The following is a 13,607-nucleotide window of genomic DNA, read 5'->3' as shown; positions in this document are numbered from 1 at the left end:
GCCTGTTATTATACTTTTATCGCTTTAATTTGTACTTTTAGGACATAAAAGGAGCGATGAAAAATATCCAGGTATTGCATATCAGGGCGTTTGAACAGGAGGAAGAATCCCCCTATTTTTACAGCAATACCTTTCGCAGGCATTCGGACAGCTTTCGTGAAACGATCACTGTTCCGCATAAGCATGATTTTTTTGTGGTGGTGCTTTTTACCCGGGGAAGCGGTATTCACGAGATCGATTTTAATTCTTACGAAATAAGACCGGGCAGTGTTTTTTTGATGTACCCGGGGCAAACCCATCACTGGCAGTTTTCGGAAGATGCCGACGGTTATGTACTGTTTCATACCCGGGAATTTTATGAAACCCACTTTGTTAACCGTTCCGTATATGCATTTCCTTTTTATTTTTCCGCCCAGAACCCGCCATACCTGTTTCTGGAGCCCTCTCATATTTCCGGAATAAGCTGGTATTTCAGGGAAATCCAGTCTGAATACGGTACGGAAAACTTCTGTAAGATACAACGGATAGTGAGTTTACTGGACCTGTTGTATATCGATCTCGGCCGGCTGTATCTGGAGAGTGGTGCTGAAATGACGTCCGTACCCGTTACCTATACGCGGAAAACAAGACAACTGGAACAACTGATAGCGGAACACTACACGGCGGAAAAATCGCCTACGGCCTATGCGGCCATGATGCATGTTAGTCCCAAGCACCTCAATCGCATGGTAAAGGCCGCCCTGCAAAAGACCACTTCCGATCTTATTGCGGAGCGGGTAATCCTGGAAGCCAAACGTTTGCTGGTCCATTCATCCAATACTTTTTCGCAGATCGGGAGAAAGCTTGGCTACGAAGATTACGCCTATTTTTCCCGGTTGTTCAAACAAAAAACCGGGCTTACGCCGTCCGATTTTGTAAAAAAATATAAATAGACGGTTTTAACCCGGATTACCCTACTGAAACATTATGTTCCGGGGTAAGAACCCCCGGCATCATCTCAGGGAGATACTGTGCTATACCGCTATAAAGGCCCTATCTGGCATATCAGTTCGGCACAATGAGGACCGTATTCAATACAGGTCAGGTCAGGGCCCACACATTGTTTTTTACCACCTGTAATGGTTCTCTGTTGTTGCTTGTCGAGCGGTGTTCCGAGATTTAGAATCTGTTTTTTCATGGTGAAAGATTTTTGGTTAGAATAATTTAACTCCCGGACAATTAAGGACACCCGGGGTTTATGTCCGCAAAAACTTTGAGGGGGGGTATAATGCGTGAAGTTGAAATATGGGGCTTCATTTTTAACGGTGTAATGAATTTGAGGCGTATGGATTTATGGAAGTAATTTACAAAAAAAATACGGAACGCGCCTGTTTTTTAACATTTCAAATCCGGGATAGCAGGCCTGAGACAGGAGAGGAAGTGCCCGGGTTATTGTATGCAACTATTCAGACCTTAAACCTGGCCTTGGCCGTAACCGTCTGGGCCGAAAACCTTTTTTCCTTGTATTTCAGGTAACCGGTAATACCGATCATGGCGGCATTATCGGTCGTATATTCAAATTTGGGAATAAAGGTCTTCCAACCGTATTTCTTTTCAGCTTGTTTAAGGGCATCCCGTATTCCGGAATTGGCAGATACGCCGCCGCCGATGGCAATTTGCCTTATCCCCGTCTCCTTCACTGCCTTTTTGAGCTTGTCCATGAGGATATTGACAATGGTGTATTGTATGGAAGCGCAGATATCCTTCAGGTTTTCTTCGATAAAACCGGGATTTTCGGCAGTATGTTTTTGTATAAAATAGAGAATGGAGGTTTTTAGCCCGCTGAAGCTGAAGTTGAGTCCGTCTACCCTGGGTTTCGGGAATTTGAAGGCTTTCGGGTCTCCCTCCCGGGCATACTTGTCGATAAGTGGTCCGCCCGGATAAGGCAGCCCCAGTATCTTGGCGCTTTTGTCAAAAGCTTCGCCTACGGCGTCGTCGATGGTTTCGCCTATTATGGTCATGTCGAAATAGTCGTCTACCCGGATGACCTGGGTATGGCCCCCGCTTATGGTCATGGCCAGGAAGGGGAACGCAGGTCTGTCATAACCTTCTTCTTCGATAAAATGGGCAAGTATGTGCGCCTGCATGTGATTGACCTCGATAAGCGGAATGTCCAGCCCCAGTGCCAGTGACTTGGCAAAGGAAGTGCCCACAAGCAGCGATCCCAATAATCCGGGCCCGCTGGTAAAAGCTATGGCAGATAACGCTTTTTTACCGATATTTGCTTTGTCCAGGGCCATGTGGACCACCGGAACGATATTTTGCTGGTGTGCCCTGGAGGCCAGTTCCGGAACAACACCGCCGTATTCCTCGTGAATTTTTTGGGTAGCAACAACATTGCTCAGGACTTTCCCGTTAAGGAGAACAGCGGCCGAAGTGTCATCGCAGGAAGATTCTATGGCAAGGACGTATGTTTTTTGTTCCTTCATCAGCACTTTTGGAATAAAAATTGTTCCGCAAAGGTAGGCAATTTGTTTTGTTGTTTCCACGAACCAGCCCGACAACAGACCGGTACCGTAATTTGTATTTCATAACCCGTAAATCCGAAAAGAGCATATCAAAAGATTCAGGAAAATAGCAGTCAGGACCTTTTTGATCCTGTTTTCATTGCTGGTGGCCATCAGTATTTTTCTGGCGTTGCCTCCGGTACAGAAGGGTATTGCCGATAGGGTGACCCGGATGCTCAATGAGGATTTCGGTACCAATATCCAGGTTCGCAGGGTCTATATATCGTTTTTCGGAAGCGTAAGCCTCCGGGGAATTTACATTGAAGACCATCATAAAGATACCCTGATCGCCGTGAACAGGCTCAACACTTCCCTGCTCAGTGTACGTAATGTAAGGAGCATGATAGATGGGAAACTGAAGTTCGGCGATATTGATATGAGCGGTGTTGTGTTTAACCTGAAAACGTATGCCGGGGAAGAAGATGCCAACCTGGACGTATTTGTACAAAAACTCGAAAGCCAGGACACTACCAGTAGTGCGGAACCCTTTCTCCTGACGACTTCGCTGATTGATGTCAGGGATGCCCGGTTCAGGTTGACGGATGAAAATGCGGAAACACCCGAAGTATTTGATTTCAAAGAGATAAAGGCGGATGTTCATGATTTTAAAATTGAAGGGCCTGAAGTGTCTGCATCGATAAAACAGCTCGGCTTTGTGGCTGACAGAGGCATTGCCGTAGAGAAGCTGGATACTGATTTTACATACAGTCTCGATGCCATGCATTTTGACAATCTTTTTATAGAAACGCCGGGTTCGAATGTAAGGGGAAACCTGACTTTCCGTTATGACAGGGAAGAACTTGCGGACTTTCTGAACAAGGTGAAGGTAGAAGGTGTTTTTGAAGAAGCCACTATTGCCTTTGACGAGGTCAATACGTTTTATAACGAGTTCGGAAAGGGGAAACGGGTTACCTTCTCCTCGAAAGTGGAGGGTACATTGAACGATCTGTATGCGGGAAATCTTCGGGTCACTACGGACAATACGAGCATAAGCGGTAATTTTAATTTTAAGGGACTGTTCTCATCAGATATACCTTTTATAATGGATGCCAATATCGGGTACCTCTCTTCCAATTACCACCAGTTGAGGAGTTTGCTGCCCAATATCCTGGGGAATTCACTGCCGTCTTCACTGGCCAGGCTGGGGCAACTCCGTGCAAGGGGGAAGGCCCTGATCACCGAAACCGCAATAAAAACCGATCTGGAGCTGGAAACCGAACTGGGAAGCAGCATATCCAAACTGGAACTTACGGAAATAAACGATATTGACAATGCTTCTTATGTAGGGTCAATAACCCTTAAGGATTTTGATCTGGGGCAATTCGTCGAGGACGAAAACTTTGGGAAGTCTACGCTCGACCTGGATGTAGACGGTAAGGGCTTTACCAAGGAAACCCTCAATACCGAGGTAAGGGGAATGGTAAACTATATTGTGTATAACAATTACAGCTATAAAAATGTAGCGGTCTCCGGTGTTGTTAAGGATCAGCTCTTTGACGGTTCGCTGGTTTCCGGCGATAAGAACTTTACCATGAGCTTTAACGGGCTGGCCGATCTTTCCCGGGAAGAAAACCAGTTCGATTTCCGGGCTTCCATAACCCATGCCGATCTTAACGCGCTTAATTTTGTGTCCAGGGACAGCATTTCCGTTTTTTCCGGAGATATCAGCATGAATATCACGGGGAACGATATTGACAACCTGAAGGGGGAGATCAATTTTTCGAAGACCAATTACAAAAACCAGAACGACGATTATTATTTTGAAGATTTCAAGATCATCTCGGTCATAGACGAAACGGGCCGGGTGCTTACGGTCGATTCGCCGGAGATCATCAACGGGTTTATGAAAGGTAATTTTTCCTTCAGGGAACTCGGTAAGATAGTGCAGAATTCCGTGGGGAGCATCTATGCCAACTACAATCCGCATGAGATTCAGCCCGACCAGTACGTAGAGTTCAATTTTTTTATCAACAGCAAGATCATTGAGGTGTTCTATCCCCGGGTAAAACTGGGAAAAAACACGTACATAAAAGGGGAGATGATAGCGGATGAAGGCGATTTTAAATTCAATTTCAGGTCGCCGAATATCGATGCCTTCGGCAATGCCCTTAAAAACATTGACCTTCAGATCGACAATAAAAACCCCTTGTTCAATACCTATGTGGAGGTGGGGGAAATAGATACGGACTTTTATAATATTTCCGGGTTTAACCTGATCAATACCACTATAAAGGATACTCTTTTCTTCCGGACCGAATTTAAGGGAGGGGACGGTTTCAAGGACGAATACAACCTGAACTTTTACCATACCATAACCCCCGACAACAAGTCGGTTGTGGGGCTTAAACGTTCTGAAGTGGGCTTTAAGGGGAACAAATGGCTTTTAAACAAAGACAACAACCACAAGAACCGGGTGGTGTTCAATAAAACGCTGGATACCATTACTATAGAAGAAGTGGTGATGAACTATGCAGAAGAGCAGATAAACCTCCAGGGAAAGATGATAGACTCCACTTACAAAGACCTTTCCGTTCAGTTCCGGAATGTTGCGCTGGACAAGGTAACGCCGAGTATAGACAATTTCGACCTGAAAGGATTGATGAACGGTGAGTTCTATATACTCCAGCAGCGGAAAAATTACTACCCGTCATCCAGCCTGCGTATTGATGATTTTACCGTGAATGAAGTCAATCTGGGGAATTTTGATGTGGGGATCGTGGGGAATCAGGATCTTTCCAGTTACGGGATCGACGCGGTCATACAAAAAGGAAACAAGAAAGTGCTGGACGTGGTGGGCGATGTAGCCTTTGAGAACGATGTTTCTTCCCTGGATGTGGAAATGTCCCTCGAAGATTTGGATATGGCTGCGTTCAGTATGCTCGGTGCCGATGTGATCTCCGATATGAGGGGGCTTGCTTCCGGCAATGCCCGGCTTACGGGGACGTTTAAAAAACCGGACCTGAACGGACGGCTTACCCTGCACGATGCCGGCTTACGTATTCCTTACCTGAATGTGGACCTGGATTTTGAAAAGGAAGCCACCGTTGACCTTTTCGGACAGACTTTTCAGTTCAACGATATCACGCTGACAGATACGGAGTTCAATACACAGGCCTTGTTTAACGGAAGTATAACCCATACGGCTTTTTCCGACTGGTATCTCGATCTGGGGCTGGATACCCGGGGCAACCGCTTTCTGGCCCTGAATACGCCCGAAACGGAAGAAGAATTGTTCTACGGTATCGGTTTTATTAACGGGGAAGCCCAGATATACGGGCTTACGGACGAACTCACGATCAAAATGTTCGCGACAACTGCGAAGGGGACCTCGTTAAAGATCCCGCTGGACAATGAAGTATCGGTAGGAGATACGTCCTTTATCAATTTTATAGATAAGAATGCGGAGGCGTCTTTTGATACGCATGAGAGGGAACTGGCCAGTTACAAGGGACTGGAAATGGAATTTGACCTCGATATAAACCCTGAAGCCGAAGTGGAGATCGTTATTGACAAAGAGCTGGGAAGTTCCCTGAAAGGAAGGGGAGCGGGAAATATACTGCTGGAGATCAATACCAATGGTAAATTCCGGATGTGGGGAGACTTTACTACCTATAGCGGGGATTACAATTTCAAATACGGAGGGGTCATCGAAAAGAAATTCAAGGTAAAACCCGGAGGTTTTATAAGCTGGAACGGCGATCCTTTGCGGGCTAATGTAGACCTGGAGGCCGTATATAACCTGAATGCCAATCCTGCGGTATTGCTGGACAATAATTCCGTAACCCGTAAGATCGAGACCGACCTGATCATAAAGCTCAACGGTGAGCTCCTGCAACCGGATATCGATTTTGATATCCAGTTTCCCGGGACCAACGCCGTTATCAACTCCGAGTTGCAATATAAGCTGGACGACAAGAGCAAACGGGAGTTACAGGCACTTTCCCTCCTGTCCCAGGGAGCATTTATCAATAATGAGATCAATATCACCGGTGGCGGAGTGGCCGGTAACTTTATAGAATCCGGTTTCAGTATGCTCAACGATATTCTGAATTCGGGCGACGGCAAGTTTGATGTGGGGCTTTCCTATGAACTGGGTACGAGAGACCCCAACCTGGATTTTGAAACGCAGGACAGGTTTGGCGTCACCGTTTCCACGCAGATAAGTGAGCGGGTGCTGATCAACGGAAAAATAGGGGTGCCGATCGGAGGCGTAGCCGAGACCGCCGTAGCAGGGGATGTGGAAGTACAGATACTGCTCAATGAAGACGGAACCCTGCGGGCGCGGATATTCAACCGTGAAAATGAAATTCAGCAATGGCTGGCCGACCGTATCGGGTATACCCAGGGTGCCGGTCTGTCCTATCAGGTGGATTTTAATACTTTCCGCGAATTGCTTCAGAAAATATTCGGAGCAAAAGAAGAGCCCGAAAATAATGCTCCGGCTATCCAAAAAGAAGCCTCCACAGGTTCCGGCAGCATGGGAGGCGGTTTGATTCAGTTCGGTGAAAAGGGAAAATCGAAATAATACAAAACTCCGGAGCGGGAAGCGTCTTATATGCTCACTTCCTGCCCCGGAATTTGATTGCTATAGAATATCGTCTTTCATGCGGTTCCAGACCACAGCAAGTAACAATCCGGAAACGATCATGGCTGCCGTGAGTCCTATGGCGAGTGAGTAATTGCCGTATATCCAGTTGCCTGTGGCAAACATACAGCAGTAAACCAGTATAGACCCCAGTATCATGGCCAGGATGCCGGACGGTACGGACCATTTTTGCCGGCTGTCGACAATATTGACATCTTCGGCACGGGCCTGGTCCTTGATCTTTTTCCATCCCGGTCCGCCCGGTTGTGTCTTTTTATAAAAATCGTAAAGCACTTCCTTTTTCTCCGGTTTGGTGAAAAAGGTAACGGCAATCCAGATCACGGTAGTTATCAGAACAATGGCCGGAAGGCTGGCCCATGAAGGAAAAACACCCGTTACGCTCTCGCCGTTGGGAGCGATATACCCGAAGAGGTAATTGCCCAGGGGAGAAAGCGTCAGCACCAGGCTGCTGATCGCTGCCGCAAACATCACGGAGATCTCGCTCCATGCATTGATACGCCACCAGAACCAACGCAGGATATACACCAGCCCGGTTCCGGCGCCGAACATGAGGAGAATGTCGAATAACTGCTTGGCGTTGGTAAGCAGGAGCGCCATGGCAGCACTGGCTACCATCAGTAGAACGGTAGAAAGCCGGCCTATGTTTACCAGTTCTTTTTCAGATGCGTTCTTACGTATGGTTTGCTTGTAAAAATCGTTTACGATATAGGAAGAACCCCAGTTCAGTTGTGTGGAAATAGTGCTCATATAGGCCGCGCCCAACGATGCGAGTACGAGGCCCAGCAATCCGCTGGGCAATTTGGTGAGCATGGCCGAATAGGCCAGGTCGTGCCCCAGTTTGCTTTCTTCGATGTTCGGAAAGGCTTCATGGATGCTGGCAATGTCCGGAAAGACCACCAGCGATGCCAGGGCTACCAGTATCCAGGGCCAGGGACGCAGCCCGTAATGCAGGATATTGAAAAAAAATGTGGACGCTATGGCGTGGTTTTCATTCTTAGCGGCCAGCATGCGCTGGGCGATATATCCCCCGCCGCCCGGCTCCGATCCCGGGTACCAGGAACTCCACCATTGTACTGCCAGGGGGATGATCAAAATAGAAATGAGGGCTTCGGTATCTGAAAAATCAGGAAGGATTGATAATTTCCCGGCTACATTTTCATGGGTGATGAGGTTGGATATCCCTCCCACTTCCGGGAGGTTTACGAGGTAATAAGCCGCTCCCACAGCACCGATAATGGCAGTAAAGAACAGGATGAAATCCGTATAAACAACACCGCGGAATCCGCCTATGGCACTGAAAATTACGGTGACAAGACCACCGATGAGGACTGTTTGTATGGGGGAAAGCCCCAGCATGATACCGCCTATCTTTATCGCGGCCAGGTTTACTGCCGAAAGGGTGATAATATTAAAAAAGAGCCCGAGATAAATGGAACGGAAGCCCCGGAGGAACTTTGCAGGCTTTCCGCCGTAGCGCAACTCGTAAAACTCCATATCGGTCAGTACGTTGGATTTTCGCCACAATTTGGCATAGATAAATACTGTGGATAGCCCCGTAAGCAAAAATGCCCACCAGGCCCAGTTGCCCGATACGCCGTTGGTGCGGACAATGTCTGTAACCAGGTTTGGCGTATCTGTGGAAAACGTTGTGGCCACCATGGAAAAACCCAGTAACCACCAGGGCATGCTGCGTCCGGATAGAAAGTATTCTGTAGTGTTCTTTCCGGATGTCCTGGATACAACGATACCGATAATCAGGGTTAAGGCAAAAAAGCCGAAGATAAGGGAGTAGTCTAATACTGATAGTTCCATGAAATTACTGTGGTTAGTGGTTTATAGTTTGTTGTTTTTGGTTTCGGGTTTCTTTTTCGTTTTCAAATCCGGGTCGGGACCTGTTTGAGCCGCCAGACCACAATCTGTTAATGATTACTGTTCCGGGGGCAGGATTATAAAATGTCCTGGTTATCCTTGAAAATACTCTCTTTGGCCTGTTTTATATAATTACGGCCTATGGGGATCCTTTTGTTGCTGATCTCTATAATATTCCCTTCCACTGCCTTTACCTTGTCTATGGCTATGGTATAGGAACGGTGTACACGTATAAAATTGGATGCAGGGAGTTCTTCCGTAATATTGGTGAGTGATTTATGTACAATGTATTCGTCTACAGGGGTCACCACCTTTATATAGTCCTTCAGGCTCTCTATAAAAAGGATGTCGTTGAGGTTGATTTTTACCATTTTTTTATCTACCTTTAAGAACATGTGCCGTTCTTGCTGAGGTTTTATGTTTACGAACCCACTCTGCTTTATAGATATTTCCTTGGTGAGTTTGTTTACGGTCTTTGCAAAACGGTGAAAGGGGATGGGTTTTACAAGATAGTCAAAAACGTCCAGTTCATAACTTTCTACGGCATACTCCCGGTATGCGGTGGTGATAACGATAAATGCGTCGTATTTGATGCTCTTTATAAAATCCAGTCCGCTCATTTTAGGCATGTTGATATCGAGAAAGATGACGTCAATGTCATTGTTTTCCATAGAAGCCATTGCTTCTACCGGGTTGTTATGGCAGGCGATGATGTCCAGATTCTGAAACTCCCCGGCATGAGACAACAGTACACTTATGGCCAGGGGCTCGTCATCTATAATGATACATTTAATTTTCATCTATACCTTGATTTAAAAATGCGGCATGTAACCGGTGCCATTGTAATTACCTGATTTATGCCCAGGCCTTTGAAAAATTGATAAAAACATCTTAAAAAGAGCCAAAAAATAGATGTATTTTTACTAAAAACAAAATATTTTAAAGTAATTTTTTATCCGTGTAAAATGCTGATATTTACTAATATGTAAAATGATGCAGTTGATGAGTTTTTTAACGTTGTTCAGCTAATTTTTTTTCACACGACAGTGTAAAGCTTTAAATTTTAGCACTGAAAAAATCAAGGGAGATGGTGTGTCGGACGCCCTTGAGTTTCGGGATCAAACGGTTTCTGTGATGTGTGAAAATGAAAACCGGCGGACCTCGGATGAAAAAAACTTTATGTCTGCAAAATAACGCTATTCGTGATACGGTTGGATGCGCTGGTCGAAAAAGTTTTAACATATCGGACGTATTGAATAGTTTAGTTTCGAAAAAAATAATTATACATACCGTTAGTTATGCATCGATATTTAGTACAGGCTAATGACATTAGCCACAAGGAAGTAGGGAAGTTTGAGGAAACCCGGTACGAAAAGTTCCATAATGAAGTTTTTGAAAACTCCCAACAGGCCTCTGTGCTGGTTGCCGGGGAAATTGCGCAACTTATAAAGGATAAAAAGGAAAGGGGAGAAAATTGTGTGCTGGGGCTGGCTACGGGGTCATCACCTATTAAAGTGTATGAAGAACTGGTGCGGATGCACAAGGAGGAAGGGTTGAGTTTTGCCAATGTGATTACGTTCAACCTGGATGAATATTATCCCATGAACAAGGATAATCACCAGAGTTACCATTACTTTATGCATCAGCATTTGTTCGATCATATTGATATAAAGCCCGAGAACGTGCATATTCCCGACGGTAAGGTTTCACTGGCGGAGATCCATCAGTACTGTATCGATTACGAAATGAAGATCAAGGAATACGGCGGACTGGACTTTCAGCTACTCGGTATAGGACGTACCGGGCATGTAGGATTTAACGAACCGGGTTCACACTACAATTCGGGGACCAGGATCATTACCCTGGACCACCTGACCCGGAGCGATGCTGCATCTGACTTTAACGGTATTGAGAATGTACCCAAAAGGGCCATTACCATGGGTATCGGGACCATCCTGAAGGCAAAGCGGATCGTATTGCTCGCCTGGGGACACAAAAAAGCGGAGATCATCAAGAAGACGATAGAAGAGGAAATAACTTCAAACGTCCCCGCGACTTACCTGCAACAGCACAGGAATACCACTTTTATTCTGGATTATGAAGCTGCTTCGGAACTTACCAGGTTCAAAACCCCCTGGCTTGTGGGGCAATGTGTTTGGACAGACGAACTAAAGCGTAAGGCCATAGTATGGCTGAGCCAGAAAACGAACAAACCGATACTGAAACTTACGGACAGGGATTATAACGATAACGGGATGTCCGGACTGCTGGCCCAGGAAGGATCGGCATATGAGTTGAACATCCAGATGTTCAACGTATTGCAGCATACCATTACCGGCTGGCCGGGAGGAAAGCCCAATGCCGACGATACCAAGCGCCCGGAAAGGGCGGAGCCGGCAAAGAAAAGGGTGATTATATTCAGTCCGCACCCTGATGATGACGTAATCTCCATGGGCGGGACGTTTTGTCGCCTGGTAGACCAGGGGCACGACGTACATGTGGTTTACCAGACTTCCGGTAATATTGCGGTAACCGATGCCGAGGCACTTAAATTTGCCGAAGTGGCCAAAGATATTACGGGCAGCGAAGTCCCTTCCGTCTTTGAAGAGGCTATAAAATACCTGAACAATAAACGGGAAGACCAGGTCGATACTGTAGATGTCAGAAAGCTGAAAGGACTTATACGAAGAAGGGAATCTTACGGAGCTACACGTTATGTGGGGCTGGAAGATACCAACATACATTTCCTGGACCTGCCGTTCTACGAGACCGGTGAAGTCAAGAAAAATCCTATCGGACAGGAAGATATACAGATGATTGTAGATATCATAGAGAAGATAAAACCCCACCAGATATATGCCGCCGGGGATCTTGCCGATCCGCATGGTACGCATAAGGTATGTCTTGACGGTATTTTTGAGGCCCTGGAGCAGCTAAAATCCAAATCCTTTATGGACGATTGCTGGGTATGGCTTTACCGCGGTGCATGGCATGAATGGGGACTGGACGAGATAGAAATGGCAGTGCCCATGAGCCCGGACCAGGTGATACGCAAGCGGAATGCCATCCTCTTTCACCAGTCACAGAAAGACCGGGTGATGTTCCAGGGCGACGATTCCAGGGAGTTCTGGGTACGGGCCGAAGAAAGAAATAAGAACACGGCACGGCTCTATGATACCCTTGGACTGGCAGAATATGAAGCTATAGAAGCATTTAAGAGATATCATTTTTAGTGTTTTTCAGTTTAGTAATCATTACGTTCGGATCCGCCTGTCTGTTTTCAGCAGGCGGATTTTTGAATTGTAGGCACAAAACAGTATTATTTTCCTGAAGAAAATTATCGGGAGGCATTACGGAGGAAAGCGTTGTTTACAAGCAAAAAAAATTACCGAAATGGCAGTAATAAAGTCAAGATTGGCTTCCGGTGTTAAATAATGAGGTGTGAAAGTTAAAAGTTTTTAACGAAAACGTTAGAAATACCTAAACATCCGTAATAAGATTTTCAGGTAAGGAATTATTAAATATCTTTGGTAGCTTTTAAATCAAAGCTCATGGCAGACAATATAAAAAAGATCGCTGTTTTAACCTCGGGAGGAGACTCTCCGGGGATGAATGCGGCCATCCGTTCCGTAGTACGGACCTGTGCATATTTTAATACAGAATGTATAGGCATTTACAGGGGGTACCAGGGAATGATAGAAGGAGATTTCAAAGTGATGAACGCCCGTAGTGTGAACAATATCATCAACAGGGGAGGGACTATCCTCAAATCTGCAAGGTCTGATGAGTTTCGTTCGCAGGAAGGCAGGAAAAAGGCCTATGAACGGTTGAAGTCGGAAGGGATAGAAGCCTTTGTGGTTATAGGAGGGGACGGTTCGTTTACGGGAGCGATGATCTTCAGTGAAGAGTTCGGTTTTCCCGTGATGGGAATCCCCGGAACAATAGATAATGATATTTATGGCACCAGCTTTACCCTGGGATATGACACCGCACTCAATACGGTAGTGGAAGCCATAGACAAGATCAGGGATACGGCCATTTCGCATAACAGGCTGTTCTTTGTGGAAGTTATGGGAAGGGATGCCGGGCACATTGCCCTGAATACCGGTGTTGGTGCGGGGGCCGAAGAAATACTTATTCCCGAAGAGAACCTCGGGCTGGAACGGTTGCTGGAATCCCTCGAAAGGAGCAGGCTCTCCGGAAAATCGTCCAGTATCGTGGTCGTGGCCGAAGGTGATAAAATAGGGAAAAGTGTTTTTGAGCTCAAGGAATATGTTGAAGGCAACCTTCCGGATTACGATGTAAGGGTTACCGTTCTTGGTCATATCCAGCGCGGAGGAAGGCCGACATGCTTTGACCGGGTCCTGGCCAGCAGGATGGGAGTTAAAGCAGTAGAAAGCCTGCTGGACGGAAAATCCAATTACATGGTCGGATTTACCGAAGACAAAATATTATTAACTCCACTGGACAAGGCGGTAAAAGGAAAATCGGAAATAGACAGGGAACTGTTGCGGGTGTCGGATATCATGACGACCTGATATGCCCGGATTCCTGTAATGAAGTTGAAATGAATAATAAGCAAATCA

Annotated in this window: 8 protein-coding genes; 4 read left to right on the top strand and 4 right to left on the bottom strand. The window is 46.2% G+C overall.

From position 1 onward, the window contains the following. Positions 1 to 56 precede the first annotated feature (56 nt). Positions 57 to 932, top strand: a complete 876-nt coding sequence (locus LS482_RS03380; RefSeq protein WP_233030346.1) for a helix-turn-helix domain-containing protein — start codon at positions 57 to 59, stop codon at positions 930 to 932. Positions 933 to 1,021: 89 nt separating this feature from the next. Here LS482_RS03380 and LS482_RS03375 read toward each other — a convergent pair whose 3' ends face one another. Both LS482_RS03375 and tsaD read right to left on the bottom strand, forming a co-directional pair. Next, positions 1,022 to 1,177 carry a hypothetical protein gene (locus LS482_RS03375; protein WP_233030345.1) on the bottom strand — a complete coding sequence of 52 codons (156 nt, stop codon included), beginning with the start codon at positions 1,175 to 1,177 and terminating at the stop codon, positions 1,022 to 1,024. A 268-nt stretch (positions 1,178 to 1,445) separates the two neighbouring features. Next, entirely contained in the window at positions 1,446 to 2,468 is a 1,023-nt protein-coding gene (gene tsaD / locus LS482_RS03370) for a tRNA (adenosine(37)-N6)-threonylcarbamoyltransferase complex transferase subunit TsaD (RefSeq protein WP_233030344.1), read from the bottom strand. Between the two features lie 163 nt (positions 2,469 to 2,631). On the opposite strand from tsaD, the gene LS482_RS03365 reads away from it, so the two are divergent. Next, entirely contained in the window at positions 2,632 to 7,071 is a 4,440-nt protein-coding gene (locus LS482_RS03365; RefSeq protein WP_233030343.1) for a translocation/assembly module TamB domain-containing protein, read from the top strand. Between the two features lie 60 nt (positions 7,072 to 7,131). Here LS482_RS03365 and LS482_RS03360 read toward each other — a convergent pair whose 3' ends face one another. Together LS482_RS03360 and LS482_RS03355 are read right to left on the bottom strand one after the other, a co-directional pair. Next, positions 7,132 to 8,964, bottom strand: a complete 1,833-nt coding sequence (locus tag LS482_RS03360) for a sodium:solute symporter family protein (RefSeq protein WP_233030342.1) — start codon at positions 8,962 to 8,964, stop codon at positions 7,132 to 7,134. A gap of 134 nt (positions 8,965 to 9,098) precedes the next feature. After that, positions 9,099 to 9,821 (bottom strand): LytR/AlgR family response regulator transcription factor, encoded by a 723-nt coding sequence (locus tag LS482_RS03355; protein WP_233030341.1) that lies wholly within the window; start codon positions 9,819 to 9,821, stop codon positions 9,099 to 9,101. Between the two features lie 498 nt (positions 9,822 to 10,319). Here LS482_RS03355 and nagB point away from each other — a divergent pair, with 498 nt between their 5' ends. Both nagB and pfkA read left to right on the top strand, forming a co-directional pair. Further along, positions 10,320 to 12,254 carry a glucosamine-6-phosphate deaminase gene (nagB, locus tag LS482_RS03350; RefSeq protein ID WP_233030340.1) on the top strand — a complete coding sequence of 645 codons (1,935 nt, stop codon included), beginning with the start codon at positions 10,320 to 10,322 and terminating at the stop codon, positions 12,252 to 12,254. A 318-nt stretch (positions 12,255 to 12,572) separates the two neighbouring features. Beyond that, positions 12,573 to 13,559, top strand: coding sequence for a 6-phosphofructokinase (gene pfkA, locus LS482_RS03345; RefSeq protein ID WP_233030339.1), 987 nt, complete (start codon positions 12,573 to 12,575; stop codon positions 13,557 to 13,559). Positions 13,560 to 13,607: the final 48 nt, after the last annotated feature.

The organism is Sinomicrobium kalidii, from assembly GCF_021183825.1.
Lineage (GTDB): Bacteria > Bacteroidota > Bacteroidia > Flavobacteriales > Flavobacteriaceae > Sinomicrobium > Sinomicrobium kalidii.
This window is presented reverse-complemented; position numbering and strand designations above follow the sequence as displayed.

Bases quoted from the DNA above. Each gene is read 5' to 3' on its own strand.
- LS482_RS03380 (WP_233030346.1), top strand. From the start codon at position 57: ATGAAAAATATCCAGGTATTGCATATCAGGGCGTTTGAACAGGAGGAA.
- LS482_RS03375 (WP_233030345.1), bottom strand. From the start codon at position 1,177: ATGAAAAAACAGATTCTAAATCTCGGAACACCGCTCGACAAGCAACAA.
- tsaD (WP_233030344.1), bottom strand. From the start codon at position 2,468: ATGAAGGAACAAAAAACATACGTCCTTGCCATAGAATCTTCCTGCGAT.
- LS482_RS03360 (WP_233030342.1), bottom strand. From the start codon at position 8,964: ATGGAACTATCAGTATTAGACTACTCCCTTATCTTCGGCTTTTTTGCC.
- LS482_RS03355 (WP_233030341.1), bottom strand. From the start codon at position 9,821: ATGAAAATTAAATGTATCATTATAGATGACGAGCCCCTGGCCATAAGT.
- nagB (WP_233030340.1), top strand. From the start codon at position 10,320: ATGCATCGATATTTAGTACAGGCTAATGACATTAGCCACAAGGAAGTA.
- pfkA (WP_233030339.1), top strand. From the start codon at position 12,573: ATGGCAGACAATATAAAAAAGATCGCTGTTTTAACCTCGGGAGGAGAC.